The following is a 25,957-nucleotide window of genomic DNA, read 5'->3' as shown; positions in this document are numbered from 1 at the left end:
TCCCACAGGGTCAGCGCAAGACCTGTGGGAGCTGGCTTGCCAGCGATGAGGGCGACGCGCTACCGACTGATACCCCTGCGGAGCCACCATGCAACACAACGTCATCCTGGTCCTGCTCGACGGCCTCAACCACCAGGTCGCCCACCACGCCATGGGCCACCTGCACGCCTATGTCGAGGCCGACCGCGCCGCGCTGTACCGGGTGGAGTGCGAGCTGCCGTCGCTGTCGCGACCGCTGTACGAATGCATTCTCACCGGTGTGCCACCGATCGACAGCGGCATCGTGCATAACAACATCAACCGCCTGTCCAACCAGCGCAGCGTGTTCCACTACGCCCGCGAGGCCGGCCTGGGCACCGCGGCGGCGGCCTACCACTGGATGAGCGAGCTGTACAACCGCTCGCCGTTCGACCCGCTGCGCGACCGCCACACCCATGCCCCCAAGCTGCCGATCCAGCACGGCCTGTTCTACTACGCCGACCACTACCCCGATTCGCACCTGCTGGCCGACGCCGAATACCTGCGCCGCCGCCATGCGCCGAATTTCCTTCTGGTACACCCGATGAACATCGACGACGCCGGCCACCGCCACGGCCTGGACAGCAGCCAGTACCGTAACGCCGCGCGCAGCGCCGACATCCTGCTGGCCGACTACCTGCCGCGCTGGCTTGAGGAGGGCTACCAGGTGCTGGTCACCGCCGACCACGGCATGAACAACGACCGCTCGCACAACGGCCTGCTCGCCGAGGAGCGTGAAGTGCCGCTGTTCGTGTTCGGCGAAGCCTTCAGCCTCGACCCTGCGGCCAAGCCGCTGCAGACCGAGCTGTGCGGCACGATCTGCGAACTGCTCGGCGCCGCCCACGACAAACCGGTCTGCCGGGAGCTGCTCAAGTGAATGCAAGCCATCGCGGCCGCTACCTGGCCCTGCTCTGCCTGCTGCCGTTCGCCGTGTTCTTCATCATTTTCCAGATCGCGCCGCTGGCCTGGGTCGCCATCAACAGCCTGCAAAGCGAGAGTGGCTGGGGCCTGGCCAACTTCAGCAAGATCTTCGCCTCGAAGTTCTACCTGCAGGCATTGCAACGCAGCCTGGAGATCAGCTTCTGGTCGAGCCTGTTCGGCATCTTCATCGCCACGTTGGGCGCCTATTCGCTGCGCCAGGTCGACTCGAAACTGCGCGACTTCGTCAGCGCCTTTGCCAACATGACCAGCAACTTCGCCGGCGTGCCCCTGGCGTTCGCCTTCATCATCCTGCTCGGTTTCAATGGCGCGCTCACCCTGCTGCTCAAGCAGATGGGGCTGCTCGGCGACTTCAGCATCTACTCCAAGACCGGCCTGATCCTGGTCTACACCTACTTCCAGATCCCCTTGGGCGTGTTGCTGCTCTACCCCGCCTTCGACGCCCTGCGCGAAGACTGGCGTGAGTCCGCCGCGCTGCTGGGCGCCAGCCACTGGCAGTTCTGGCGGCACATCGGCCTGCCCGTGCTTACCCCGGCGCTGCTCGGCACCTTCGTCATCCTGCTGGCCAACGCCCTGGGCGCCTATGCCACCGTCTACGCCCTGACCACCGGCAACTTCAACGTGCTGCCGATCCGCATCGCCGGCCTTGTGGCCGGCGACATCAGCCTCGACCCGAACCTGGCCAGCGCCCTGGCGATGGTGCTGGTGGGGCTGATGACAGTGGTCACGGTGGCCCATCAATGGCTGCTCAAGAGGAGCTACCATGCGCGCTGAAAACAAGGCCGGCGGGCTCTACCACCGCGTGGTGGTCTACCTGCTGTTCCTCATCCTGCTGCTGCCACTTGCCGGCACCCTGCTTTATTCGCTGGCCACCAGCTGGTCGGCCACCCTGCTGCCCAGCGGGCTGACCTTCAAGTGGTATGTGGCCCTGTGGAGCGAACCGCGCTTTCTCGCAGCCTTCGGCCAGTCGCTGCTGGTGTGCGTGGGCGCGCTGGTGCTGTCGGTAGTGCTGATCCTGCCGCTATTGTTCGTGGTGCACTACCACTTCCCCAAGCTCGACGCCTTGATGAACGTGCTGATCCTGCTGCCGTTCGCGGTGCCGCCCGTGGTGTCTGCGGTGGGCTTGCTGCAACTCTACGGCAGCGGACCGATGGCCATGGTCGGCACGCCGTGGATCCTGATCGGCTGCTACTTCACCATCGCCCTGCCGTTCATGTATCGAGCCATCACCAACAACCTGCAGGCCATCAACCTGCGCGACCTGATGGACGCCGCCCAACTGCTCGGCGCCAGCACCTGGCAGGCGGCGCTCCTGGTGGTACTGCCGAACCTGCGCAAAGGCCTGATGGTGGCGCTGCTGCTGTCGTTCTCGTTCCTGTTCGGCGAGTTCGTGTTCGCCAACCTGCTGGTAGGCACCCGCTACGAGACCCTGCAGGTGTACCTGAACAACATGCGCAACAGCAGCGGCCACTTCAACAGCGCCCTGGTAATCTCCTACTTCGCCTTCGTGCTGGTGCTGACCTGGGTCGCCAACCGCCTGAACAAGGACAAGACCTGACATGAGCTTCGTCAGCGTACAGAAACTGCAAAAGAGCTACGCCGGCAGCCCGGTGTTCGAAAACATCGACTGCCAGATCGAACGCGGCGAGTTCGTCACCCTGCTCGGCCCCTCCGGCTGCGGCAAGTCCACCCTGCTGCGCTGCATCGCCGGGCTGACCCCGGTGGATAGCGGGCGGATCCTGCTCGACGGCCAGGACATCGTGCCGTTGAGCCCGCAGAAGCGCGGCATCGGCATGGTGTTCCAGAGCTACGCGCTGTTTCCCAACATGACCGTGGAACAGAACATCGCCTTTGGCTTGCGCATGCAGAAGGTCAAGGCCGACGAAAGCCAGGCACGGGTACGCGAGGTACTCGACCTGGTCGAGCTCGGCAGCTTCGCCACGCGCTACCCGCACCAGCTGTCCGGCGGCCAGTGCCAGCGCGTGGCCCTGGCCCGCTCGCTGGTCACCCGCCCGCGCCTGCTGCTGCTCGACGAGCCACTGTCGGCGCTGGACGCGCGTATCCGCAAGCACTTGCGCGAACAGATCCGCGCCATCCAGCGCGAGCTGGGGCTTACCACCATCTTCGTCACCCACGACCAGGAAGAAGCCCTGACCATGTCGGACCGCATCGTCCTGATGAACCAGGGACGCATCGTCCAGAGCGGCGATGCCGAAACCCTCTACACCGCGCCCGTGGACCTGTTCGCCGCCGGCTTTATCGGCAACTACAACCTGCTCGACGCCGACAGCGCCAGCCGCCTGCTGCAACGCCCGGTGGCCGCGCGCCTGGCGATCCGCCCAGAGTCGATCACCCTGAGCCTGAACGGCGAGCTGGATGGCGAGATCCGCAGCCACAGCCTGCTGGGCAACGTGATCCGCTACCGCGTCCATGTGCGCGGCGTTGAACTGGTGGTGGACGTACTCAATCGTTGCGCCAGCGATCTGCATGCGGACGGGCAACGGGTATCCTTGTCGATCGACCCCACGGCGCTACGGGAAGTGGCCTAAGGAGATTCAACGCATGGCACTGGCAATTTTCGATCTGGACGAAACCCTCATCCACGGCGACTGCGCGTCGTTGTGGAGCGAGCAGATGGCCCGGCTGGGCTGGGTCGATGGCAAGAGTTTCCTCAAGCGCGACCATGAACTGATGGAAGCCTACGGCAAAGGCCACCTGCAGATGGAGGACTACATGGCCTTCAGCCTGGAGCCGATTGCCGGGCGCACACTGGAAGAAGTGGAGCACCTGGTCGAGCCCTGGGTAGAGGATGTGATCGAGCCGATCATCTACGGCGACGCCTGCCGCTGCATCGCCGAGCACCGCCAGCGTGGCGACCGGATTCTGATCATTTCGGCCAGCGGCACCCACCTCGTCGGCCCAATCGCCGCGCGCCTGGGCGTGGACGAATACCTCGCCATCGAACTGGAAGCGGTCAATGGCGTGTTCACCGGCAAGACCCATGGCGTGCTCACCTACCGCGAGGGCAAGATCACCCGACTGCTGGAGTGGCTCGACCAGGAACAGGAAAACCTCGAGGGCGCGAGCTTCTATTCCGACTCGCGCAACGACCTGCCGCTGCTGCTGAAGGTAGATCACCCCTACGTGGTGAACCCGGACCCGGTGCTGCGCGAGCACGCGCAAACCAACGGCTGGCCCATTCTGAGCTGGTCTTGAGTATGATCGGGGGCACCTGAACAGAACAACAAGGATTGCCCATGCGTGCCCTCGCCGCCCTCAGCCGCTTCGTCGGCAACACCTTCGCCCTGTGGGTGCTGGTGTTCGCTTGCCTGGCCTTCCTTCAGCCGCAGTGGTTCATCGCCCTCAAGGTCGCCATCGTGCCGCTGCTGGGCCTGGTGATGTTCGGCATGGGCCTGACCCTCAAGCTCGACGACTTCGCCGCCGTCGCCCGCCAGCCATGGCGGGTGGCGTTGGGGGTAGTGGCGCATTTCGTGATCATGCCCGGGGTGGCCTGGCTGTTGTGCCAGCTGTTCCAGCTGCCGCCGGAAATTGCCGTGGGCGTGATCCTGGTCGGCTGCTGCCCGAGCGGCACGGCGTCGAACGTCATGGTGTGGCTGTCCAGGGGCGACCTGGCACTGGCAGTGGCGATCGCCGCGGTGACCACCCTGCTCGCCCCGCTGCTTACCCCGGCGCTGATCTGGTTCCTCGCCTCGGCGTGGCTGCCGGTCTCGTTCATGGACATGTTCTGGTCGATCCTGCAGTTGGTGATGCTGCCGATCGTGCTCGGCGTGCTCGCCCAGCGCCTGCTCGGCGCCCGCGTGCAGCTGGCGGTGCAGGTGCTGCCGCTGGTGTCGGTGGTAAGCATCGTGATGATCGTCTGCGCGGTGGTGGCGGTCAGCCAGGCGAAGATCGCCGAATCGGGGCTGCTGATCATGGCGGTGGTAGTGCTGCACAACAGCTTCGGCTTCCTGCTGGGCTACCTGACCGGCAAGCTGTGCAAGCTGCCGCTGGCCCAGCGCAAGGCACTGGCGCTGGAGGTGGGCATGCAGAATTCCGGGTTGGGCGCGGCCCTGGCGTCGGCGCACTTCTCACCCCTGGCGGCGGTGCCCAGTGCGCTGTTCAGCGTATGGCACAACATCTCCGGGGCTTTGCTGTCGACGTGGTTCAGGCGAATGGAGGAGCCTGCGCCCGAGGTAGAGAACATCGTATCTGCCAGAAATTGATGTTACCTGCCCCGGACTCATCGCCGGCAAGCCGGCTCCCACACCGACCGCATGAAGCCAGCCATGCGCTAACCCTGTGGGAGCCTGCTTGCCGGCGATGAGGCAACCACCGATCCTTGAAACTTGCCCCAGCCTCGGCAAATGGGCACTATAGTGCGCACTGTGAGGACGGCCTCACGACGCTGTGCGTGAACATACCGGGGACGGCCCCATCTTTGATAACGATGGAGAATCACCATGTCCTGGATCATCCTGTTCTTCGCCGGCCTGTTCGAAGTTGGCTGGGCTGTCGGCCTCAAGTACACCGACGGCTTCACCCGCCCCCTGCCCACCGTTCTGACGGTCGGCGCCATGGTCATCAGCCTCGGCCTGCTGGGCCTTGCCATGAAGGAGCTGCCGCTGGGCACCGCCTATGCCATCTGGACCGGCGTCGGCGCGGTCGGCACGGTGATCGCCGGGATCATCCTGTTCGGTGAATCCATGGCGCTGATCCGCCTGGCCAGTGTCGCCCTGATCATCACCGGCCTGGTCGGCCTGAAGGTCAGCGCCAGCTGACCTCCCTCCTTTTCCCTTAGCGCATGTCGCCGCGCAGCAGGCTCACCTGCTCGCGCAGCACTTCAGGCTGCGCCGCCTCCACTGGGATGGCGGCGCCGGCCACCAGGGTCACCCGCGACCACAGGCGCTTGAAGAAGCCCTTGTTCGGGTCACGGCTGAAGAAGCTACCCCACAACCCCTGCAACGCCAACGGGATCACCGGCACTGGCGTTTCCTGCAGGATGCGGTTCACTCCACCCTTGAACACATCGATCTCACCATCCGAACTCAGCTTGCCTTCGGGGAAGATGCACACCAGCTCGCCGTCGGCCAGGTACTGGGCGATACGGGCAAAGGCACGCTCGTAGGTGGCCTCGTCCTCGCCACGCCCGGCGATGGGGATGGCACCGGCGGTGCGGAACACGAAGTTGAGCACCGGCAGGTTGTAGATCTTGTAGTACATGACAAACCGGATCGGCCGGCGGATGGCGCCGCCGATCAGCAGCGCATCGACGAACGACACGTGGTTGCACACCAGCAGCGCCGCGCCTTCGTCGGGAATGCGCTGCAGCTCGCGGTGCTCGACCCGGTACATCGAGTGGCTGAGCAGCCAGATCAGGAAGCGCATGGTGAATTCGGGCACGATGCGGAAGATGTAGGCATTGACCGCAATGTTGAGCAGCGACACCACCAGGAACAGCTGCGGGATGCTCAGCTTGGCCAGGCTCAGCAGGACGATGGTGATGATCGCCGACACCACCATGAACAGCGCGTTGAGGATGTTGTTGGCGGCGATCACCCGGGCCCGCTCGCCTTCCGGGGTGCGCGCCTGGATCAGCGCATACAGCGGCACGATGTAGAAGCCGCCGAAGATGCCCAGGCCGACGATCGACAGCATGATCCACCAGGCCTGGCTCATGCCCAGCAAGGTCAGCCAGTCATGGGGCGCGGCTCCGACCGGGACGTCCCCCGAATGCCACCACCAGAGCAGACCGAACAGGGTCAGGCCGAACGAGCCGAACGGCACCAGGCCGATTTCCACCTTGCGCCCGCTGAGGCGCTCGCACAGCAGCGAACCGACGGCGATGCCTACCGAGAACAGGGTCAGCACCAGGGTGACCACGGTCTCGTCGCCGTGCAGCCAGTCCTTGGCGTAGGCCGGGATCTGCGTGAGATAGATCGCGCCGACGAACCAGAACCACGAGTTGCCAACGATCGAGCGCGATACCGCCGGGGTCTGGCCCAGGCCCAGGCGCAGAGTCAGCCATGACTGCTTGAAGATGTTCCAGTCCAGCTTCATCTGCGGCGCGGCGGCCGCCGCCCGCGGGATCCAGCGGCTGGCCAGGTAGCCCAGCACCGCGGTGCCCACCACGCCCGCAGCGGCCAACGTTGCGTACTGGCTGGAAGACATCAGCACGCCGGCACCGATGGTACCAGCCAGGATCGCCAGGAAGGTGCCCATCTCCACCAGGCCGTTGCCACCCACCAGTTCCTCTTCGCGCAGGGCCTGAGGCAGGATCGAGTACTTCACCGGGCCGAACAGCGCCGAGTGGGTGCCCATGGCGAACAGCGCCACCAGCATCAGCTCGAGGTGGTGCGTGACGAAACCAGTCGCGCCAATGGCCATGATGACGATCTCGGCCAGCTTGATCGCGCGGATCAGGCGGTCCTTGGCAAACTTCTCGCCGAACTGCCCGGCCAGTGCAGAGAACAGGAAGAACGGCAGGATGAACAGCAAGGCGCAGAGGTTGACCCAGATCGAGCGGTCGCCCTCCAGGCTCAGCTTGTAGAGGATCGCCAGGATCAGTGACTGCTTGAACAGGTTGTCGTTGAAGGCACCCAGCGACTGGGTGATGAAGAACGGCAGGAAGCGCCGCTTGCCGAGCAGGGTGAATTGCGAGGGGTGACTCATCGTCCGTGTACCTGGTTGGGCTTTGTCATTGGAGGCACGTTCAGCGCATAAAGCCACAAATCTGCCCGGGAATGGACGATGAAGGCAAGCCCGTTGCTCCTTCCATAAGTTTCGGCTGCGCCACGCCTGTGGCAGAAGCAGCGGCTGTCAGTTCAGCGCCTGTCGCTCGACACGATGGAACGGCAACCGCGAAGCTGGCAGACTGCCGCCCCTCACCAACGCGCAAAGGTGCGCCACTTGGGGTCGAACTGGACAGGGATGAAGGCCAGCCATTGATTCAATTGAATACCCACAACGCCCGGCTCAAACGCACAGTGCGGGCGGCCAGCCACACCGCACGCACGGCGACGACCAAGCAGGAACTGCTGGCCGCCGTGGACGCCATGGCCGCCTTTTACGGCAACATGCAGTTCGACAACCGGGTGCCCTGGTTGATGGCCCTGCTCTGTGGACCACTGGCCATTGCCAGCATCGCAGGCTACTTGCAGGCGTACGAGCCGCTGCTGGCGCCGCTGGCCAAGCTGCTGGGCCAGAGCGTGCCGCAGCTTGCGTCCAACCTCACGCTCGGCCTGCTCGGTGGCGCTGCGTTCAGCCTGATCGTCCTTTATCAGCGCAGGAAGCTCATCCCCAAGCTTGCCTACGACCTGGCCGAGCGCTCCAGCCTGATCACCGCCGGCCTGCAGGAAATCCCGGTGACCGACAGCCAGTTGCTCAAGGGCCTGCAAATCGAGTTTCGCGACTATGTGCGCGGCAACCACAAGCGTTTCCTGCGCCGCGCCGTGCAGGGCCACTATCAGGGTCGGCTGCACAGCTTCAACTACCGCTGGTACCACCTGCATTACGTGGACAAACAGACCCACCAGGAAACCGAGTCCGATGGCAAGGGCGGCACGACCTCGAAAACCGTGACCTCCTACCAGGAATACGATCGCTACAGCCTGGTGATCGACTTCCCTTGGGTGCAGGGAATCGCCCTGGGTGGCGGCAGCGGCGGCCGCTCATCCATGGTCGACATGGAGCACCACTTCAAGACCGCCTCAAGCGACTTCGACCGCGCCTTCAGCCTCACTGGCAGCTCGGCCATGGCCTGCGCCCGCTTCGCCAAGCCGGTGACGGTGCTGCACCTGATCGACCTGCATCGCCAGCTTGATACGCCCAACCTGGAGTTCTCGCAGCACGGGCAACTGTGCCTGAGCTGCAACGACAACCCGCTCGCTTTCAAGCTGACTTGCGAGCTGTCCCGCGCGAGCGATTTCCGCTTGCTGATCGACCACGGCGTGCACCTGCCACAGCTCAGCGCTCTGCTCGACGCCGTGCACACCCTGGCCGAGCAGCACGACGACAATTTCACCGTGCCTACCCCGGCACAGCTACAGACGGAGCACTGACATGGACCTTTTCGCCCTTATCCTGCTCGCCGTGCTGATCGGCGTACCGCTGATCGTCATCAGCCTGCACAACGGCATCGTCGGCAACCATAACCGGGTCAAACGCGCCTGGGCCGATGTGCTGACCTATGAGCGGCAGAAGACCAAGGTGCTCGATGCGCTGCAAGAGCAGGCCGGCCTGTACCGCGACCATGAACAAGGCGTGCTGGCCGGAATCACCCGCCTGCGCAGCGCCATTGCCGAGCTGCCTGTCGAGGCGGACGGCAAGACCCTGGCCAAGGCCGAGGACGCAACCCGTTCGCTGCTCGGCGGGCTGCGCGTGGCCTTCGAGGCCTACCCCGACCTCAAGGCCTCGGAGCTGATGAACAACCTCATGCGCGAAATCGCCGAGCAGCAACAGAACGTCGGCGCGGCCATCGTGATTTTCAACGGCGAAGTGGAACGCTTCAACAACGGCATCCAGATGTTCCCAGGCTCTCTGGTCAACAGCGTGATGAACAAGCATGCGGCCGTCACCCCGTTCACCGATATCCAAGCCGCCAGCGCCTTCGACTACACACCCAACCTGTAAGGCCGATCAGCGCTGGGCAATGCACGGTGACACGAACAGCTCGCCGCGCCACGCCCCGCGCAGGGTCCGGCTGGCCACCAGCAGCCACAGCAGCGCCAGCGCCACCACCAGCACCTGGCCGAACACCGTGAAGAAGCCCAGGCCCAGCCAGGCCGCCAGCTTCAACGTGGCCTGGCAGTACACGCCCAAGGGGAAGGTGAACCCCCACCAACCCAGGTTGAACGGCATGCCCTGGCGCATGTAGCGCAGGGTGATCAGCACCGCCGTCAGCAACCACCACAACCCGGCACCCCACAGCACGATCCCGGCCACCAGCCCCAGTCCCCGGGCCACCTCGCCCAGGTTGCCCAAGCCATTGGCGGCGAACACTGCGGGGGCATCGCCACCGAGCACCAGCATGCCCAGCGCGCCGGTGCCGATCGGGCCCAGCGCCAGCCAGCTGGACGCGGCCATATTGGCTGGCGGCAGCTTATGCAGGGCCATGCGCAGCATGAGGATGGTGAGGATGCTGAATGCCACCGGCAGCGATACCGCCCACATCACATAGCTGGTGATCACCACCAGGAACTGCCGGTGCGCATCCACCAGGTGCGGCGCCAGCAACCCGCCACTGGCGGCGGCGACCTCCGCTGCCACCACCGGCAGCAGCCACACCGCGGTCATCTGGTCGATGCTGTGTTCCTGGCGGGTGAACATCAGGTAGGGAATGGCCACACCGCATAGCAGCGCCAGGCCCACGTCCAGCCACCAAAGCATTTCAACCCACGGCACCACGGCCTCACCCCAGCGCGCCAAGCCGAACACCAGGGCGCCGTTGAGGAGGGTGGCCAGGCCCATGGGGATGGTGCCGAAGAACATCGACACGGTGGAATGCGCGAAAATCCGCCGTGCCTCATCGAAGAACATCACCCAGCGGGCGCCGTACAGGACAGAGAACAGGGTAAACAGGCCGATGGTCAGCCACCACAGTCCCTCGGCCACGCTGTCCAATCCCGGCACCTGGACCTGATGAAAGGCCAGGGCCAGCACGCCGGTGCCCATGGTCGCGGCGAACCAGTTGGGGGTGAACTGGCGAATCACTTCACGGGGATGGGCCAACTGGCTGAACGGGCGCCAGGAAGGCGCGCGGGTCTGGGTGCATGGCATAAGGTGTCTCCTGCCCTTGTGTAAGGTAGAGATATCTTATGCCTGCATAGAATATCTATATAACGGGTAATTTCTCTATCTGTTATCGATTTTAAAGATATAGCAGCCAGTCCGGCACCTGGCATATGCTTGACCGCTGACAATGACAAGGATCAGTCAATGCTCCGCGCCCTGAAAGGCTATCCCGCCGCAGTTCGCCTGCTGTTGTTCACCACCTTCACCTTGACCATGGCCCGGGCCATCACCCTGCCCTATCTGGTGGTGTACCTGTCAACGCACCTGGGCCTGTCGGTCGGCCAGACCGGCCTGCTGGTCGGCGGCGCGATGCTCCTGGCATCCCTGCTCAGCCTCTACGGCGGACACCTGGTCGACACCCTGCGCAGCCATACGCTGATCGTCGCCTGCACCCTGGTGTTCGCCCTGGCCTTCGTCGGCATCGTGGCCAGTACCTCGGCTGCGCCGTTCTTCTGTTTCCTGGTGGTGGCCTACCTGGCCCAGACGGTGGTCGACATTGCCGCCAAGGCCGGGTTCTGCGCCCTGCTGCCAGAGAACCGACGCGGCGAAGTGTTCGCCATCAAGTACACGTTCAACAACATCGCCTGGGCCGCAGGGCCGATGCTGGGGGTGATGCTGATAGAGGCGGACGACCACCTGCCGTTCGTGGTGTCGGCCTTGATCGGCCTCGGCCTGAGCCTGGCTTACTACCGCCTGGGCGAACGCAGCTTGCTGGGCCTGCGCGAGGCCGGGCAGGCGGCGAGCTTCGCCCAGGTCGGCCTGGGCATGCTGCGCGACCGGCGGCTGGTCTGCTTCACCCTCGGCGGCGTGCTCAGTGCTGTGGTGTTCGGCCAGTTCACCGCCTACCTGTCGCAGTACTTGGTGGTGACTCAGCACGATCCCGCCGAGGTGGCGCGCCTGGCCAGCTACCTGGTCACCACCAACGCCCTCGCAGTGATCGGCCTGCAGTACCTGATTGGCCGACGCATCACCCGTCAGCGCCTGATGCCTTGGCTGATGGCTGGCATGGCCATGTTCGTTGCCGGGTTGCTGGGATTCTCCGTGGCCGCTTCGGCGCTGGTCTGGTGTCTGGCCATGCTGGTGTTCACCCTGGGCGAGATCATCGTGATTCCGGCCGAATTCATGTTCATCGACCTGATCGCGCCGGAGCACCTACGCGGGGTTTACTATGGCGCGCAGAACCTCTCCAACCTGGGCGCGGGGCTCGGCCCGATACTGGTGGGCCTGGCGCTGGGGCATGTGGTGCCGGTGACGGTGTTCTATCTGTTGATCGGGTCGGTGATGCTGGCGGCGCTGTTCTACTGGCTGGGGACACGCATGGCACGGCAGGCTTAGTTGGCAATACCCGCCCATCACGGGGCCTGCGACGTCCTGCCACTGCGACCATCGTCGGCGCTGACGAACCGCGCCCTGCGTGCCAGACTGATTGATCGGGACCGCGTTTTCTTTTTTGCTCCGGAGTTTGCATGTCGTTGTCCAGCGGGCTGATCGCCGTGGTTGCCCTGGCCTATATGGCCATCATGTTCGCCATCGCCTTCTACGGCGACCGCCGCAGCACGCCGTTGCCGCCGCGCCTGCGCGCCTGGGTATACAGCCTGTCGCTGGCGGTGTACTGCACCAGCTGGACCTTCTTCGGCGCGGTCGGCCAGGCCGCCGAACAGCTCTGGGCGTTCCTGCCCATCTACCTGGGCCCGGTGCTGCTGCTCATCTTCGCGCCCTGGGTGCTGCAGAAGATGGTGCTGATCAGCAAACAGCAGAACATCACCTCGATCGCCGACTTCATCGCTGCCCGCTACGGCAAGTCGCAGAGCCTCGCGGTGGTGGTGGCGCTGATCTGCCTGGTCGGCGTGCTGCCGTACATCGCCCTGCAGCTCAAGGGCATCGTGCTGGGGGTGAATTTGCTGATCGGCGCCAATGCCGACGCCACTGGCAGCCGGGTGCAGGACACCGCGCTGGTGGTGTCGCTGGTGCTGGCGCTGTTCGCCATCGTCTTTGGCACCCGCAGCCTGGACGTCACCGAGCACCACCGCGGCATGGTCCTGGCGATCGCCTTCGAATCACTGGTCAAGCTGCTGGCCTTCCTTGCCGTGGGCGCCTTCGTGGTGTTCAACCTGTACGACGGCTTCGACGACCTGTTCACCCAGGCGCGGCAGTCCGTGCACCTGAACGACTACTGGGAAGAAACCATTAACTGGCCGTCGATGGTGGTGCAGACCGCCGTGGCGATGATGGCGATCATCTGCCTGCCCCGGCAGTTCCACGTCACCGTGGTGGAGAACATCGAGCCCCAGGACATGCGCCTGGCGCGCTGGGTGTTCCCGCTGTACCTGGCCCTGGCCGCGCTGTTCGTGGTGCCCATCGCCCTGGCTGGGCAGATGCTGCTGCCGGGCACGGTGATCTCCGACTCCTTCGTGATCAGCCTGCCGCTGGCCGAGGCCCACCCAAGCCTGGCCCTGCTGGCGTTCATCGGCGGCGCCTCGGCGGCCACCGGCATGGTCATCGTCGAGGCCGTGGCGCTGTCGACCATGGTCTCCAACGACATGCTGTTGCCCTGGCTGCTGCGCCGCAACAACGCCGAGCGGCCGTTCGAGGTGTTCCGCCACTGGATGCTCTCGGTGCGCCGGGTGACCATCGTGGTGATCCTGCTGCTGGCCTACGTCAGCTACCGCCTGCTTGGCTCCACCGCGAGCCTGGCGACCATCGGCCAGATCGCCTTCGCCGCAGTCACCCAGCTGACCCCGGCGATGCTCGGCGCGCTGTACTGGAAGCAGGCCAACCGCCGCGGCGTGTTCGCGGGCCTGGCCACCGGCATCTTCCTGTGGTTCTACACCTTGGTGTTGCCGATCGCCGCCCACAGCCTGGGCTGGTCGCTGCAACTGTTCCCGGGCCTGGCCTGGCTGCACGGCAACCCGCTCAACTTGCCAATCACCCCGCTGACCCAGGGCGTGGTGCTGTCGCTGGCGGGCAACTTCACCCTGTTCGCCTGGGTCTCGATCTTGTCGCGCACGCGGGTTTCCGAGCACTGGCAGGCCGGGCGCTTCATCGGCCAGCAGACCAGCGCCCGCCCCTCCAGCAAACCTTTGCTGGCGGTACAGATCGACGACCTGCTCAAGCTCGCCGCACGTTTTGTCGGCGAGGAACGTGCCCGGCAGAGCTTCATCCGCTTCGCCTACCGCCAGGGCAAGGGCTTCAACCCCAACCAGAACGCCGACGGCGACTGGATTGAACACACCGAACGGCTGCTGGCGGGCGTGCTCGGCACCTCTTCGACCCGGGCGGTGGTCAAGGCCGCCATCGAAGGCCGCGACATGCAGCTCGAGGACGTGGTGCGCATCGCCGACGAAGCCAGCGAAGTGCTGCAGTTCAACCGTGCGCTGCTGCAGGGGGCTATCGAGAACATCAACCAGGGCATCAGCGTGGTCGACCAGAACCTGCACCTGGTGGCCTGGAACCGCCGCTACCTCGAACTGTTCAACTACCCCGACGGGCTGATCAGCGTCGGCCGGCCGATCGCCGACATCATCCGCTACAACGCCGAACGCGGCCTGTGCGGCCCGGGCGAGGCCCAGGTGCATGTGGCGCGGCGCCTGCACTGGATGCGCCAGGGCCGCGCCCACTCTTCCGAACGGCTGTTCCCCAATGGCCGGGTGATCGAACTGATCGGCAACCCGATGCCTGGCGGCGGCTTCGTCATGAGTTTCACCGACATCACCCCGTTCCGCGAAGCCGAGCAGGCCCTGCGCGATTCCAACGAGGGGCTGGAGCAGCGGGTCGCCGAGCGTACCCACGAACTGTCGCAGCTGAACCAGGCGTTGACCGAGGCCAAGAGCCGCGCCGAGGCGGTCAGCCAGTCCAAGACTCGCTTCCTTGCCGCCGTCAGCCACGACCTGATGCAACCGCTCAACGCCGCCCGGCTGTTCTCCGCCGCCCTGTCGCAACAAGCCGAGGGCATGAACGACGAAGCCCGGCAACTGGTGCGGCACATGGACAGTTCGCTGCGCTCGACCGAAGAGCTGATCAGCGACCTGCTCGACATCTCGCGCCTGGAGAACGGCAAGGTCACCCCCGACATCAAGCCCTTCGCCCTCAACGAGCTGTTCGATACCCTCGGCACCGAGTTCAAGGTACTGGCCGCCGAAAAAGGCCTGGCGTTCCGCCTGCGCGGCAGCCGCCTGCGGGTCGACAGCGACATGAAGCTGCTGCGCCGGGTGCTGCAGAACTTCCTCACCAACGCCCTGCGCTACGGCAAAGGCCCGATCCTGCTCGGCGCCCGACGCAAAGGTGAAAGCCTGTGGCTGGAAGTATGGGACCGCGGCCCTGGCATCGCCGACGACAAGCTGGCGGTGATCTTCCAGGAGTTCAAACGCCTGGACAGCCACCAGACCCGCGCCGAAAAAGGCCTGGGCCTGGGCCTGGCGATCGCCGACGGCCTGTGCCGGGTACTCGCGCACCCGCTGGAGGTGCGTTCCTGGCCGGGCAAGGGCAGCGTGTTCCGCGTCAACGTGCCCATCGCCCGAAGCCCCGCGCCTGCGACGCCCGCCCCCGTGGAACAGGCCGGCCAGCCGCTGGCCGGTCTGCAGGTGCTGTGCGTGGACAACGAGGACAGCATCCTCATCGGCATGAACAGCCTGCTCAGCCGCTGGGGCTGCCAGGTGTGGACCGCGCGCAACCAGGCCGAATGCGAGGCGTTGCTGGCCAAAGGCCTGCGCCCACACCTGGCGCTGGTGGACTACCACCTGGATGACGGCGAGACCGGCACCGGGCTGATGGGTTGGCTACGGGCGCGTCTGGGCGAGCCGGTGCCCGGCGTGGTGATCAGCGCCGACGGGCGCAACGAGACCATCGCCCTGGTCCATGCCGCGGGCCTGGACTACCTGGCCAAGCCGGTCAAGCCGGCAGCCCTGCGCGCCCTGCTCAATCGACATCTGAGCCTGGTTCAGTAAGCGCCTCGTCGGTCAGGGCGCGCTCGACCAGCTCGGCCGGCAGGCTCTTGCTGGCCCGTGCGCCGAGCAGCTTGATCTGCTCGCTGCGGCTGACCAGGTTGCCGCGCCCCTCGCACAGCTTGTTGCGTGCCGCGGCATAGGCCTTGTCGACCTGGGCCAGGCGGGCGCCGAGCTCGTCCAGGTCCTGGATGAACAGCACGAACTTGTCGTACAGCCAGCCGGCGCGCTCGGCGATCTCGCGGGCGTTCTGCCCCTGGCGTTCCTGTTTCCACAGGCTGTCGATCACCCGCAGGGTGGCCAGCAAGGTGGTCGGGCTGACAATCACGATCTGCCGGTCGAAGGCCTCCTGGAACAGGTTGGGCTCGGCCTGCAGCGCCGCCGAGAAGGCCGCCTCGATGGGCACGAACAACAGCACGAAGTCGAGGCTGTGCAGGCCCTCCAGGCGGTTGTAGTCCTTGCTCGACAAACCCTTGACGTGATTGCGCAGCGATTGCACATGCTGCTTGAGCGCGGCCTCGTCGTTGTTGCCGACGAACTGCTGGTAGGCGGTGAGGCTGACCTTGGCATCGACCACCACCTGCTTGTCGCCCGGCAGCATGATCAGCACGTCAGGCTGGAACCGCTCGCCATCGGCGCTCTTGAGGCTGACCTGGGTCTGGTACTCGCGCCCCTTCTCCAGGCCGGCGTGCTCCAGCACCCGCTCCAGGATCAGTTCGCCCCAGTTGCCCTGGGTCTTCTGGCCCTTGAGTGCCTGGGTGAGGTTGGTGGCTTCGTCGGACAGGCGCAGGTTGAGCTGTTGCAGGCGCTCGAGCTCCTTGCCCAGCGAGAACCGCTCACGGGCTTCCTGCTGGTAGCTTTCCTCGACACGCTTCTCGAAGGCCTGGATGCGCTCCTTGAGCGGGTCGAGCAATTGGCCCAGGTGCTGCTGGCTGGTCTGGGCGAAGCGTTGTTCGCGCTCGTCGAAGATCTTGGTGGCCAGGTCGGCGAACTGGGCGCGCAGGGTGTCACGGGCTTCCTGCAAGTCCTCCAGGCGTTGCTGGTGGCTTTCCTGCTGCTCGCGCAACTCGGCCTCCAGGCGAGCGGCCTGCGCCTCCAGGCGGCGCAGCTCGGCCTCACGGTTGGCGCGCTCGAGGTGCCAGGCGTGGGCGGCATCGCGGCCGTTGTCGCGGTCGATCTGCAGCAGCTCCAGCTCACGGCTCTGGGCCGCCAGCTGGGTCTGCTTGACAGTGTTGGCCTCGCTGAGGTCGCTGATCTCGTCACGGCTGGCCTCCAGCTGCGCCTGCAGACCGGCCTGAGCCAGCTGCGCGGCGGTAAGACGCTCTGCAAGCAGCGCCTGCTCGGCCTTGCGCGCACCCTGGCCGCGCTGTACCTGCATGACCCAGCCCAGGCAAGGCACGGCACCTGCCACCAAGCCCAGCAGAATGCTGGTCAGATCCACTGTCATGCCTACCCCGATCGAACACTGATTGATGCTGCGCAGCTTATCAGGCTGCTGACGCGGTTGCCTGTGCAGCCCTGTCGTGGGCAAGCCCACGCCTCTTCAGGCGGGGAACCACTGACGCAACAGCCGCCGCGCCTCCTGCGAACCCTGCCCCGCTGCCAGCTCCAACCAGTAACGGGCCTGCCCAGGTTCCTGGGCCTGGCACAACCGGCCAAGTTCCAGCTGTGCCCGACGGTCGCCGGCCCGGGCCGCCTGACGCAACAGCTCATGACCGATACGCCGGTCCCGGGAATTGCCGCAGTCCCGGCAGAGCATCTGCCCCAGGCGGCTTTGCGCCACCACCACGCCCTGGCGCGCCGGTTGCTTGAGCATGCGCCCGGCCAGGTGCTTGACACTGGGCTTCTCGCCCAGGTGCGGGCTGTCGAGTAGCCACAGGGCCACTTTCAGGGAAAAGCGCTTGGGGGACGGCAGCGATGGAGAGGCATCAGGACTGGCGAAGTGTTTACCGCGAAGCTTCATGACCAACAGCAAGGGTGACTCGAGAGGCGCGCCACTCTACTCGATTTTTCGCAAACCGGCCCGGGCGACTTTCGGCTGATCGACATTTTTTTCGATGATTTTTTCTTGACGTTTTCACGGTGAAAATGCCCGTGCCAGACCGCGCCACCAATTGTCGGACAATCGACAAAACAGCTGGTACGCCCGTCCTAGAGCAAGCGCCCGGGACAATCCACAGAACCTGTGGATAAGTCGGTGGACAACCCCTGAAGGCAGCCCGCAAACCCCTGTGAAATGGGGCTTTCAGTCAAACTGTCGATTTTTTCACCAGCAAAAATTAGTGTTTTTTTTCATTGACTTAAGCCCTTAGTCAAGTCATTGGCGAGCCTTCCACAGGATGTTGCTAGAGCGTTACAAGTCTCTGGGCGAGTGTGTACAAGTGCACCAACAAACGGCACGACTGCGCCCGAAAACGGCACATCCAGGCGATTACCGGGGCATTTCCCCCTCTTCACAGCAGGTGCAATAGGCGACATAATGATCGGCTCCCCGCAAGAAATAAAAAACTTGCCAACCCTTGAATGTTCGCGTAGGGTTGCGCCCTGTTAGTACCCAGCTGAAGTCATTCTGGCCACTTAGTCCCTACAGCCCGACGCTCAAGACGAGCAGGCGCTGCCCCATCGGGACCGGCCCATTCGATGATTCACTCGGCAAATCCTGCCCAGCACGAATCACGTTTTCAGATTGATCAGGATCTTCCCCGACGCCCAGAACCCTGGTGTCGGTGTGCTGCCTGCCTTCTGTCGTACCTACCAGTCAGCCCAGCGCCACTTATTGCATGCGCCCCTCTGGCTGCCCTGTTCCAGTCAGGTTCTGCGTCTCCTTAATAAAGACGTCACTGGAACGTTTCTATTGTGCACGGATCAAACACCGTGTCTTACGCAGGAACATCCAACAATATGAGTAACCATCAACAAATCCAGGCTGCCTTTGGCACCCTTTCCCAGGCCTTCGCTCCACTCAAGTGCCTTATCGTTGCCCCACGCAAGGGCAGCTTCAGCTTCACCCTGGTCGACCAATACGGTGTCGCCTGCCACAGCGAGCGCCTCTATCCGGAACAATACAACCGGGCCGAGCCGCTGCAGGCCGTGATCGAGCGTGCGCGCCAGTCGTTGACGGCATGAATGAATGACGGGTAATTCACGTCATGAATACACGCTGCACGCGCCAGCCTGAAGGTAATTGGCTTAATCGCCAGCGGGCATATGCTCCGCGCCTTCTGGCTGCAATCGATTTAAAAACAGCCCTTTACACCACAGTTATCACACTACACTTCAACTCGAGCGGCACCTGCCGCTTCCGGCGGGCCTGACCACTCACCAGCTGCCAAGCTCCAGCGCCCGTCGGCCCTTTTCGTAAGAGGCCATCATGGGCATCGCTGCGAACGAGTTGAGTCGATACGTGATCCGACCGACCCTGATCTACCTGGGCCGCCACTGCGACAGCGCCGAAGCTTTGTTACTGGGCGTTGCTGCAAGCCAGTCGGGGCTGGGGGCTGCCCTGCATGACCGACGCGGCCATGGGCTTTACCGGATCGGTGAGAATCGTCACCGTTGTTTATGGGACGAATACCTCGCACGCGACCCCGAACTCGCCAGCCTGGTCCGTGGCCTGGCCAGCCAGCATGCCTTTCTCGGTGGCCCGCACCTCGAACTCACCGTCAACCTGCGCTATGCCACCGCCATCGCCTGGATGCTGATAGAAGAGCAGGCCACGCCGCTGCCGGCCGCCGACGATCTACTTGGCCTGGCGCGGATCTGGCGGCAGACCTTCCACCCCCAGGGGCGCCTGCGGGATTTCACCCACGCCTGGCATCAGTGCATTGAGCCGATGCTGACCCAAGCCTCCTGAACAGCCACGTCCTACAACCGGAATAAACGGAATTTTGGTCGGATTGTCCTACAAAACCGCTCTATCTCCTGCGTTCTAGCCTATAGCGCAGCGCGGCATTTGTTGGTAGCGTTTCGCCCCGGAGATCCCAAGGAGTTTCTAATAATGAAAAAAGTTATGCTCAAAACCTCTCTCGGCGTTGCCGTTGCCCTCGCTTCCAGCCAATTGCTCGCCAGCGGCTTTGCCCTGAACGAACAGAGCATCAGCGGCATGGGGACAGGTTTTGCGGGTCGTTCTTCTTCTGCCGAAGATGCCAGCACCGTGTATGGCAACCCGGCGGGCATGTCCCGCCTGAAGCGCGATCAAATGACCGTTGGCGGTGCCGCGGTCATCGCCAAGTCCGATATTTCCGGACGCGGCAGCAACAAAGGGGGGGAAATGGACGGCGACATGGTGCCTTTGGTCGGCGTGCCGATGGGTTACTACGTCAAGTCCATCGATGACCATTGGAGCGTCGGTTTCGGCGTCTACGTGCCATTCGGCCTGGTCACCGACTACGGCAGCGACGATGCCGCGCGCTACTGGGGCAAGAAAAGCCATGTTCAGGTCGTGACCTTCCAGCCGACCGTGAGCTATGCGTTCAACGACAAGGTCTCGATCGGTTTCGGCCCGACCATCAACCGCATCGAGGGTGAACTGGGCTCCAACCTGGCCAGTATCTCGCCGCTGCGTCCGGCCGATGGCGAAGTTAAGATCAAGGGCGACGACACCGCGGTTGGCTACAACATCGGTATCCTGGTGCAGGCCACCGACCGCACCCGCGTCGGCCTGACCTACCACTCGATGGTCGACTACAAGCTCGAAGGCAAGACCAAGGTCAGCTACCCGCTGCTGGGCCTGGACGGCAACAAGTTCGATGCAACCCTGAAGATCAAGACCCCCGAGTCGGTGGACTTCTCGGTCACCCACGAGCTAGACGACCAGTGGACCCTGTACGCAGGCAGCACCTGGACCCGTTGGAGCCGCCTGGAGAACATCACGGTCAACAACGAAGTACCGGCAGGCCCTGCCGGGCAGTTCGCGACCATTACCGAAGAGCAGAACTGGCACGACACCTGGGCTCACGCCATTGGTGCCTCGTACAAGGTCAACAAGGAATGGGTCCTGCGTACCGGTTTCTCGGTTGACCAGTCGCCGACCAACAACACCAACCGTTCGCCGCGCATCCCCACTGGCGATCGCAAGATCTTCAGCATCGGTGCCGGTTGGAGCCCGTCCGACGACATGACCATCGACGTGGCCTACTCCTACCTGTGGGAAGAGGACACCAAGGTCAACAACCAGCCGCACAGCCTGACCGAGGCCGGCCTCAAAGGCAGCTACCAGGCCAAGTACGAAAACAGCGCCCACGGTATTGGTGCTTCCCTGACCTACCGCTTCTGAGTGTCACCCGCTGCATGAAAAAACCGCCCTTGTGGCGGTTCTTTCATGCCTGCGCGGGCCATTGTTCGACCAAATTCATGTGCATGAACTTCACCTCACACCTCAACGGGCGTGCGCTGACGCAGTAAAGTCGACACCCGGCCCCTGGACTTCGGACGAATCCTTCGATTATGACTGTCTCCAAAAGGTGCTCAACTGCTGCTGCGCAATTGCGTGCCCTCTAGACTATTTCCAGCTGCAGCTGACGAAGAACTAGCACCTGAATTAAGCACCTGCAGCTCAATATCAATTTCTGACTGCCCACCATTAGCCCTTGTATTAGAACCAGGCACAGACAGATAAGCTGCATAAGCGCTACTTGCAACTTGTGCACCTTTTACAACATTTGATAACACCCCAAAGCTGAATTGACCAATTTGTAGGTTTTCCTGGCCGGGATTATCGCTCCAATAACCCGCTCGAGACTCCACTGCCGCAACGCCCGCCCCCACGGCATGGACGCCTGCTGCAAAAAAATTAGCAAGCGCTGCTTTGCGATTACTGCCAAGCTGTTTAAAGCCCACCAGTGCATGCACCATAGCAGCAGCTGCTGAAGCAGGCACCAATGCATATTCATCCACCCCTAGGACACCTGCCGGCGAAGGCGACGTACTTATGTCATGAGTTTGTGTCGAGGTCGGTCTTGGGGAAGTAATTCCAGGGCTAGGGACGGACTGGAACATATTACCTCTAAGGTTCCAACCAGGTGCGCCAATCGCCGGCAAAGTATTACGTAGAGGCGCCCGACCATTTCGATCCTGATAGTTGATCGGATCTCCAGCACAATAGGTATATGCATTGATGCCTCCCTTTGCGAACGGGCTCAACGCATCGGGAGACAAGAAACGCATCAAGCAAGGATCATAACTTCGATACCCATTACCCAAGTGATAAAAGCCCGTCGATGCTTCACGCGCCTGACCACAATACGCCAGCCGTGGGCCAATGGCTGCTGGCAATGCACCATAAGGCGGATAGCTTCGAGCAGTACCTGCCGACGCCAGAACTGAATGTTGCTGGTCACATGGTGTTAGATTTTGCAGTGCCATGATGCTCTCCGCGCATGTGTGATCTTTCAGCAAGCGTGCATCACTCAGGCGCCGGAGGTAACTGGCAAAAATATCAGGTCAGCCCGCCTTTCACTCCATGCTGGGCCTATTATACCGCTGCATGAAAAAAACGCCCTTGTGGCGGTTTTTTCATGCCTGCACGGGCCATTTTTCACCCAGGCACTGTTGCAGGTACTCCATGAATACACGCATCTTGGTCGTCAGGGCAAAGCGGTCGGCCAAGCATAGATAGACATCCATCGGTTCAGTCCGGGCATAAGCGTGGCCACCGCCATTGTTTTCAAACAACGGCACCAGCCGGCCGGCATCCAGGTGCGGACGCACGACGAACTCCGCCAGGCGAGTAATGCCGCCGTCATTCAGGGTCATCTGGGTCAGCGCATCGATGTCGTCACTGATCAATACCCTGCCGAACCGGGCCTCGAAACGCAGCCCGTCGCGCATGAAGCCCCAGGGCAGCAAGCGCCCATCCACCGGGTAGCGGAACACCAGGCAACTGTGGTCTTGCAGGTTTTCCGGGGCGGTGGGCCGACCAGCCCTGGCCAGGTAGCCAGGCGACGCGCAGCAGACAAATGGAATACGGGCGATATGCCGGGCCAGCAGGTGGTCTTCCAACTGCGGGGTGATGCGCAGGCTGACATCCACATCTTCGAGAGCGTGATTGACCTTGCGATCAGCCATCACCAACTCTATCGAAAGCAGCGGGTAACGGGCGCTGAATGCCGGGATCAACGGCGCCAGCACATGCCGGCCGAAGGCCGAGGTCGAGGCGATGCACAGCCGCCCTTGGGGCTCGCTGTCCGGGGTGATAACCGCCTGCTCGGCCTGGGCAAGGTCGCGCTCGATATGCCGTACACGCTCGTAGTACAAGCTGCCAGGCGGAGTCAGGGCCATGTTGCGGGTAGTACGGGACAAAAGCCGTACCTGCAGGTGTGTCTCGAGCCGTGCCAGGTTCTGGCTCACGGCCGCTGGAGTAAGTCCCAGGCTGCGGGCTCCACCGGCGATGCTGCCAGCCTCGACGACCTTGATGAAACTGCGGATGGCGTTGAGTAGGTCCATGGGATGCCTGGCTGATTCGTAAGTTTCTCTTTATAAAGAACTCACCAATCAAGGTCTACAGCACCTCGCACAGCCGTTGCTAACCTGCGCATCCACCCCATCATCGAGGAAGTACCATGACTGGATTCGCTACCCCGCGCCGCCGACGCAAGCTGCACCGAGGCACAACGCCCTATGTTTTTGCTTTTTACATGTCAGCCATCATGGCACTGCTAATGTGCTTTGTGATTACCGCAGCCAACGGCGGGATCGATGTCGACTACCTGCACAATGTGCTGAAGGCTTATCAACTGGCGATGCCAGTGGCGTTTTTCTGTGTGCTGATGGTTCGGCCTGTAGTCCTCCGGCTGGTGTCACTGACTGTACACCCTGAATAACGCTAGGCCAGACACCCCGCGCCTATTCCTGAACGCCTTCAAGGCTGCGAAGCAATCGCCTTGTCGATCGCCGCCTTGAACGCCGGATCATCCGGTTTGGTCAGGCTGGAGAAGTTACCGATCACCTTGCCCTTGCGATCCACCACATACTTGTAGAAGTTCCACTTCGGTGCACTGCTCTGCCGAGCCAGCTCGACAAACATCGGGATCGCATCCTTGCCACGAACAACCTGGGTCTTGGTCATGGTGAAGGTCACGCCGTAGTTGGCGTAACAGACCGTGGCGGTCTTCTCGCTGTCGGCGTCCTCCTGCTTGAAGTCATTGGACGGCACGCCGAGCATTTCCAGGCCCTGCTTGCGGTAGTCCTTGTAGGTCGCCTCCAGGCCTTCAAACTGCGGGGCGAAGCCGCAGTAGCTGGCGGTATTGATCACCACCAGTGGCTTGCCGGCAAAGCGCTGGCACAGGTCGATCTGCTCCTTGCCCCGCAGCTCGGGCAGGCTGCTCTGAAGCAGCGCCGGGCAGTCCGCCGCCCAGCTCGAAGTGGCGGCGGCCAGGGCCAGCAGGGGTAGGGTCAGCCAGCGGGCATGCATGATATCGGTCTCCTGCACATGATTCCTTGACTGTGCAGGGTAGCGCTTAACACAGGCTCATGCCCAACTGCATCAGTGCCAGGCCACCCTTGTGCCAGCCCCACCACACCAGCGCCAATACCAGCACTGCGGCAACCAGCAGCAGGCCGCGGCCGAGAAGGCGGTTCATGCCGTCTGGGCCTGCAAGCGGGCGACCGGGCGTTCGCGCACCGGCCAGTTGAGCGCCGCGGCCAGCAGGCTGAGCAGGATCGAGATCTGCCACACCAGGTCATAGCTGCCGGTCTGGTCATACACCACGCCGCCCAACCAGCCGCCAAGGAACGCACCCAGCTGGTGGAACAGGAACACGATGCCGCCGAGCATCGACAGGTTGCGCACGCCGAACAGCGTGGCCACGGTGCCATTGGTCAGCGGTACCGTGGACAGCCACAGCAGGCCCATGGCGATGCCGAACAGGTAGGCGCTGTATTGGGTCACCGGCGCCCAGAGGAAGAGCACGATGACCACGGCGCGCAGCAGGTACAGGCCGGTCAGCAGGCGCGGCTTGGACATGCGCCCACCCAACCAGCCCGCGGTGTAGGTGCCGACGATGTTGAACAGGCCTACCAGCGCCAGCACGGTGGTGCCGGTAGTCGCCGGCAGGTGCTGGTCGACCAGGTAGGCCGGCAGGTGCACGCCGATGAACACCACCTGGAAACCACAGACGAAGAAGCCCAGCGCCAGTAACCAGAAACCGGAATGCGCGCACGCTTCACGCAATGCCTGGCCGAGGGTCTGCTCGGCGCCATGGCTGGGCAGCGGGCGGTCGCGCAGCATGCCCACGAACGGCACGATCAAGGCCACCAACAGGCCCAGCACCAGCAAGGCTGTCGACCAGCCCAGCCACTGGATCAGCCCCAGGGTGCCTGGGAGCATGGCGAACTGACCGAAAGAGCCGGCGGCGCTGGCGATGCCCATGGCCATGCTGCGCTTCTCCGCCGGCACGGCGCGACCGACCACGCCGAGGATCACCGAGAACGAAGTACCGGACAGGCCGATGCCGATCAGCAGGCCGGCACTGAGCGACAGCGACCAGGCCGAATCGGCAAAGGCCATCATCGCCAGCCCGACTGCGTAGAGAATACCGCCGATGACCACCACCTTGGCCGCGCCCAGGCGGTCGGCCAGGGCACCCGTGAACGGCTGGGCCAGGCCCCAGATCAGGTTCTGCAGGGCAATGGCGAAGGCAAATACCTCGCGGCCCCAGCCGAAATCGGCGCTCATCGGCGCCAGGAACAGGCCGAAACCATGCCGCACCCCCAGCGACAGCGCGAGGATCAGCGCCGCCCCCAGAAGTACCCAACCGCTGCTCCGCCAAAGGGAAGTCATTGTCGTTGTCTCCAGCCCATCGCAAGGTTTATGCGGGTATATACCCGCTTTTAATCGTCGTGTATCAGGCGAGTTGCTCCAGCAAGCGCACCAACTCGTCGCGCTGCCCCTCACCCAGCCGCTTCACCAGTTGCGCCTGGGCCTGCTGCCAGGCCGGGTAGGCGGCATCCAGGCATGCCCTGCCCGCCTCACTCAACAGCACCACACGGTTGCGCTGGTCTTCTCCGTCGGCCAGCCGCACCAAGCCCTCGGCCTCGAGCACCTTGAGGTTGCGACCCAAGGTGCTGCGCTCCAGGCCCATGGCCTCGGCCAGGCAGGTGATACTGGGGCGGTCGAGGCGCTGGACATGACGCAGCAGGGAAAACTGGGCGACATTGATGCCGAAGCCGACAAGGGCCTCGTCGTAATGCCGGCTCACCCCACGGGCGGCACGACGTAGATGGGTACAGATGCATTCACTGGTCAGCATGGATACGTGTATATACCCGCATCA

The 25,957-nt window shown here is 63.5% G+C and carries 25 protein-coding genes; 15 read left to right on the top strand and 10 right to left on the bottom strand.

Features of this window, described 5'->3' with window-relative positions; all coding sequences use genetic code 11:
• Positions 1 to 88: 88 nt before the first annotated feature.
• The 7 genes from DFS21_RS15330 (at position 89) to sugE (ending at position 5,735) form a co-directional block, all read left to right on the top strand.
• Positions 89 to 895 (top strand): alkaline phosphatase family protein, encoded by an 807-nt coding sequence (locus DFS21_RS15330; RefSeq protein ID WP_046854568.1) that lies wholly within the window; start codon positions 89 to 91, stop codon positions 893 to 895.
• Complete coding sequence (locus DFS21_RS15325) at positions 892 to 1,731, top strand: ABC transporter permease subunit (RefSeq protein ID WP_111532600.1); 840 nt, start codon at positions 892 to 894, stop codon at positions 1,729 to 1,731. Before DFS21_RS15330 ends, DFS21_RS15325 begins: the two co-directional genes overlap by 4 nt.
• Positions 1,721 to 2,515 carry an ABC transporter permease gene (locus tag DFS21_RS15320; protein ID WP_110701099.1) on the top strand — a complete coding sequence of 265 codons (795 nt, stop codon included), beginning with the start codon at positions 1,721 to 1,723 and terminating at the stop codon, positions 2,513 to 2,515. The genes DFS21_RS15325 and DFS21_RS15320 overlap by 11 nt, the downstream gene beginning before the upstream one ends.
• Position 2,516: 1 nt before the next feature.
• A complete protein-coding gene (locus DFS21_RS15315; RefSeq protein ID WP_111532599.1) occupies positions 2,517 to 3,506 on the top strand; it encodes an ABC transporter ATP-binding protein in 990 nt (329 codons plus the stop codon).
• 13 nt (positions 3,507 to 3,519) lie between these two features.
• Entirely contained in the window at positions 3,520 to 4,173 is a 654-nt protein-coding gene (locus DFS21_RS15310; RefSeq protein ID WP_110701103.1) for an HAD family phosphatase, read from the top strand.
• Positions 4,174 to 4,214: 41 nt separating this feature from the next.
• Positions 4,215 to 5,180 carry a bile acid:sodium symporter family protein gene (locus tag DFS21_RS15305; RefSeq protein WP_110701105.1) on the top strand — a complete coding sequence of 322 codons (966 nt, stop codon included), beginning with the start codon at positions 4,215 to 4,217 and terminating at the stop codon, positions 5,178 to 5,180.
• A gap of 237 nt (positions 5,181 to 5,417) precedes the next feature.
• Complete coding sequence (gene sugE / locus DFS21_RS15300; protein WP_023631604.1) at positions 5,418 to 5,735, top strand: quaternary ammonium compound efflux SMR transporter SugE; 318 nt, start codon at positions 5,418 to 5,420, stop codon at positions 5,733 to 5,735.
• Positions 5,736 to 5,751: 16 nt separating this feature from the next.
• Here sugE and DFS21_RS15295 read toward each other — a convergent pair whose 3' ends face one another.
• The gene (locus tag DFS21_RS15295; RefSeq protein ID WP_102683654.1) at positions 5,752 to 7,626 is read right to left on the bottom strand and encodes an MFS transporter; all 1,875 of its coding nucleotides are present in this window, start codon (positions 7,624 to 7,626) and stop codon (positions 5,752 to 5,754) included.
• A 272-nt stretch (positions 7,627 to 7,898) separates the two neighbouring features.
• Between DFS21_RS15295 and DFS21_RS15290 the strand changes: the two genes are divergently transcribed.
• Complete coding sequence (locus DFS21_RS15290) at positions 7,899 to 9,014, top strand: hypothetical protein (RefSeq protein ID WP_146230428.1); 1,116 nt, start codon at positions 7,899 to 7,901, stop codon at positions 9,012 to 9,014.
• A gap of 1 nt (position 9,015) precedes the next feature.
• Positions 9,016 to 9,585 carry a LemA family protein gene (locus DFS21_RS15285; protein WP_102683652.1) on the top strand — a complete coding sequence of 190 codons (570 nt, stop codon included), beginning with the start codon at positions 9,016 to 9,018 and terminating at the stop codon, positions 9,583 to 9,585.
• A 6-nt stretch (positions 9,586 to 9,591) separates the two neighbouring features.
• Here the strand turns inward: DFS21_RS15285 and DFS21_RS15280 are convergent, their stop codons facing one another.
• Complete coding sequence (locus DFS21_RS15280; protein ID WP_111532598.1) at positions 9,592 to 10,731, bottom strand: TDT family transporter; 1,140 nt, start codon at positions 10,729 to 10,731, stop codon at positions 9,592 to 9,594.
• A 159-nt stretch (positions 10,732 to 10,890) separates the two neighbouring features.
• Between DFS21_RS15280 and DFS21_RS15275 the strand changes: the two genes are divergently transcribed.
• On the top strand, positions 10,891 to 12,081 hold the full coding sequence (locus DFS21_RS15275; RefSeq protein ID WP_110701113.1) for an MFS transporter: 1,191 nt from the start codon (positions 10,891 to 10,893) through the stop codon (positions 12,079 to 12,081).
• Between the two features lie 131 nt (positions 12,082 to 12,212).
• Complete coding sequence (locus DFS21_RS15270) at positions 12,213 to 15,689, top strand: PAS domain-containing hybrid sensor histidine kinase/response regulator (RefSeq protein ID WP_111532597.1); 3,477 nt, start codon at positions 12,213 to 12,215, stop codon at positions 15,687 to 15,689.
• Here DFS21_RS15270 and rmuC read toward each other — a convergent pair.
• Together rmuC and DFS21_RS15260 are read right to left on the bottom strand one after the other, a co-directional pair.
• Positions 15,661 to 17,019: a DNA recombination protein RmuC gene (gene rmuC / locus DFS21_RS15265; protein ID WP_178082031.1), complete on the bottom strand. Its 1,359-nt coding sequence runs from the start codon at positions 17,017 to 17,019 to the stop codon at positions 15,661 to 15,663. The genes DFS21_RS15270 and rmuC overlap by 29 nt on opposite strands.
• A 210-nt stretch (positions 17,020 to 17,229) precedes the next feature.
• Complete coding sequence (locus DFS21_RS15260; RefSeq protein WP_111532670.1) at positions 17,230 to 17,649, bottom strand: tetratricopeptide repeat protein; 420 nt, start codon at positions 17,647 to 17,649, stop codon at positions 17,230 to 17,232.
• Between the two features lie 938 nt (positions 17,650 to 18,587).
• Between DFS21_RS15260 and DFS21_RS15255 the strand changes: the two genes are divergently transcribed.
• From DFS21_RS15255 to DFS21_RS15245, 3 genes are all read left to right on the top strand, one after another.
• Entirely contained in the window at positions 18,588 to 18,812 is a 225-nt protein-coding gene (locus DFS21_RS15255) for a hypothetical protein (protein WP_102683648.1), read from the top strand.
• Positions 18,813 to 19,056: 244 nt separating this feature from the next.
• The gene (locus DFS21_RS15250; protein WP_110701119.1) at positions 19,057 to 19,539 is read left to right on the top strand and encodes a hypothetical protein; all 483 of its coding nucleotides are present in this window, start codon (positions 19,057 to 19,059) and stop codon (positions 19,537 to 19,539) included.
• 144 nt (positions 19,540 to 19,683) lie between these two features.
• Positions 19,684 to 20,961, top strand: a complete 1,278-nt coding sequence (locus DFS21_RS15245) for an OmpP1/FadL family transporter (protein WP_102683646.1) — start codon at positions 19,684 to 19,686, stop codon at positions 20,959 to 20,961.
• 191 nt (positions 20,962 to 21,152) lie between these two features.
• Here DFS21_RS15245 and DFS21_RS15240 read toward each other — a convergent pair whose 3' ends face one another.
• Together DFS21_RS15240 and DFS21_RS15235 are read right to left on the bottom strand one after the other, a co-directional pair.
• Positions 21,153 to 22,049, bottom strand: coding sequence for an RHS repeat-associated core domain-containing protein (locus tag DFS21_RS15240; protein ID WP_111532595.1), 897 nt, complete (start codon positions 22,047 to 22,049; stop codon positions 21,153 to 21,155).
• 150 nt (positions 22,050 to 22,199) lie between these two features.
• Positions 22,200 to 23,129: a LysR family transcriptional regulator gene (locus DFS21_RS15235; protein ID WP_110701123.1), complete on the bottom strand. Its 930-nt coding sequence runs from the start codon at positions 23,127 to 23,129 to the stop codon at positions 22,200 to 22,202.
• 116 nt (positions 23,130 to 23,245) lie between these two features.
• Between DFS21_RS15235 and DFS21_RS15230 the strand changes: the two genes are divergently transcribed.
• Positions 23,246 to 23,506 (top strand): DUF2798 domain-containing protein, encoded by a 261-nt coding sequence (locus tag DFS21_RS15230; protein WP_110701125.1) that lies wholly within the window; start codon positions 23,246 to 23,248, stop codon positions 23,504 to 23,506.
• Between the two features lie 38 nt (positions 23,507 to 23,544).
• Here the strand turns inward: DFS21_RS15230 and DFS21_RS15225 are convergent, their stop codons facing one another.
• From DFS21_RS15225 to DFS21_RS15215, 4 genes are all read right to left on the bottom strand, one after another.
• Positions 23,545 to 24,096 carry a glutathione peroxidase gene (locus DFS21_RS15225; protein ID WP_111532669.1) on the bottom strand — a complete coding sequence of 184 codons (552 nt, stop codon included), beginning with the start codon at positions 24,094 to 24,096 and terminating at the stop codon, positions 23,545 to 23,547.
• A 46-nt stretch (positions 24,097 to 24,142) separates the two neighbouring features.
• On the bottom strand, positions 24,143 to 24,265 hold the full coding sequence (locus DFS21_RS26935) for a hypothetical protein (RefSeq protein ID WP_256205968.1): 123 nt from the start codon (positions 24,263 to 24,265) through the stop codon (positions 24,143 to 24,145).
• Positions 24,262 to 25,464, bottom strand: coding sequence for an MFS transporter (locus DFS21_RS15220; protein ID WP_110701127.1), 1,203 nt, complete (start codon positions 25,462 to 25,464; stop codon positions 24,262 to 24,264). Before DFS21_RS15220 ends, DFS21_RS26935 begins: the two co-directional genes overlap by 4 nt.
• Before the next feature lie 64 nt (positions 25,465 to 25,528).
• Complete coding sequence (locus DFS21_RS15215) at positions 25,529 to 25,933, bottom strand: MarR family winged helix-turn-helix transcriptional regulator (RefSeq protein ID WP_102683641.1); 405 nt, start codon at positions 25,931 to 25,933, stop codon at positions 25,529 to 25,531.
• Between the last annotated feature and the right edge of the window lie 24 nt (positions 25,934 to 25,957).

It is taken from the genome of Pseudomonas sp. 2848 (assembly GCF_003253945.1).
Taxonomy (GTDB): Bacteria; Pseudomonadota; Gammaproteobacteria; order Pseudomonadales; family Pseudomonadaceae; genus Aquipseudomonas.
This window is presented reverse-complemented; position numbering and strand designations above follow the sequence as displayed.

What these genes read in the sequence shown, in the direction of transcription:
- DFS21_RS15230 (WP_110701125.1), top strand. Translation starts at nt 23,246, where the DNA reads ATGACTGGATTCGCTACCCCGCGCCGCCGACGCAAGCTGCACCGAGGC.
- DFS21_RS15320 (WP_110701099.1), top strand. Translation starts at nt 1,721, where the DNA reads ATGCGCGCTGAAAACAAGGCCGGCGGGCTCTACCACCGCGTGGTGGTC.
- DFS21_RS15330 (WP_046854568.1), top strand. Translation starts at nt 89, where the DNA reads ATGCAACACAACGTCATCCTGGTCCTGCTCGACGGCCTCAACCACCAG.
- sugE (WP_023631604.1), top strand. Translation starts at nt 5,418, where the DNA reads ATGTCCTGGATCATCCTGTTCTTCGCCGGCCTGTTCGAAGTTGGCTGG.
- DFS21_RS15215 (WP_102683641.1), bottom strand. Translation starts at nt 25,933, where the DNA reads ATGCTGACCAGTGAATGCATCTGTACCCATCTACGTCGTGCCGCCCGT.
- DFS21_RS15235 (WP_110701123.1), bottom strand. Translation starts at nt 23,129, where the DNA reads ATGGACCTACTCAACGCCATCCGCAGTTTCATCAAGGTCGTCGAGGCT.
- DFS21_RS15245 (WP_102683646.1), top strand. Translation starts at nt 19,684, where the DNA reads ATGAAAAAAGTTATGCTCAAAACCTCTCTCGGCGTTGCCGTTGCCCTC.
- DFS21_RS15285 (WP_102683652.1), top strand. Translation starts at nt 9,016, where the DNA reads ATGGACCTTTTCGCCCTTATCCTGCTCGCCGTGCTGATCGGCGTACCG.
- DFS21_RS15255 (WP_102683648.1), top strand. Translation starts at nt 18,588, where the DNA reads ATGAGTAACCATCAACAAATCCAGGCTGCCTTTGGCACCCTTTCCCAG.
- DFS21_RS15220 (WP_110701127.1), bottom strand. Translation starts at nt 25,464, where the DNA reads ATGACTTCCCTTTGGCGGAGCAGCGGTTGGGTACTTCTGGGGGCGGCG.
- DFS21_RS15240 (WP_111532595.1), bottom strand. Translation starts at nt 22,049, where the DNA reads ATGGCACTGCAAAATCTAACACCATGTGACCAGCAACATTCAGTTCTG.
- DFS21_RS15305 (WP_110701105.1), top strand. Translation starts at nt 4,215, where the DNA reads ATGCGTGCCCTCGCCGCCCTCAGCCGCTTCGTCGGCAACACCTTCGCC.
- DFS21_RS15315 (WP_111532599.1), top strand. Translation starts at nt 2,517, where the DNA reads ATGAGCTTCGTCAGCGTACAGAAACTGCAAAAGAGCTACGCCGGCAGC.
- DFS21_RS15280 (WP_111532598.1), bottom strand. Translation starts at nt 10,731, where the DNA reads ATGCCATGCACCCAGACCCGCGCGCCTTCCTGGCGCCCGTTCAGCCAG.
- DFS21_RS15250 (WP_110701119.1), top strand. Translation starts at nt 19,057, where the DNA reads ATGGGCATCGCTGCGAACGAGTTGAGTCGATACGTGATCCGACCGACC.
- DFS21_RS26935 (WP_256205968.1), bottom strand. Translation starts at nt 24,265, where the DNA reads ATGAACCGCCTTCTCGGCCGCGGCCTGCTGCTGGTTGCCGCAGTGCTG.
- DFS21_RS15275 (WP_110701113.1), top strand. Translation starts at nt 10,891, where the DNA reads ATGCTCCGCGCCCTGAAAGGCTATCCCGCCGCAGTTCGCCTGCTGTTG.
- DFS21_RS15310 (WP_110701103.1), top strand. Translation starts at nt 3,520, where the DNA reads ATGGCACTGGCAATTTTCGATCTGGACGAAACCCTCATCCACGGCGAC.
- DFS21_RS15260 (WP_111532670.1), bottom strand. Translation starts at nt 17,649, where the DNA reads ATGAAGCTTCGCGGTAAACACTTCGCCAGTCCTGATGCCTCTCCATCG.
- DFS21_RS15270 (WP_111532597.1), top strand. Translation starts at nt 12,213, where the DNA reads ATGTCGTTGTCCAGCGGGCTGATCGCCGTGGTTGCCCTGGCCTATATG.
- DFS21_RS15225 (WP_111532669.1), bottom strand. Translation starts at nt 24,096, where the DNA reads ATGCATGCCCGCTGGCTGACCCTACCCCTGCTGGCCCTGGCCGCCGCC.
- DFS21_RS15295 (WP_102683654.1), bottom strand. Translation starts at nt 7,626, where the DNA reads ATGAGTCACCCCTCGCAATTCACCCTGCTCGGCAAGCGGCGCTTCCTG.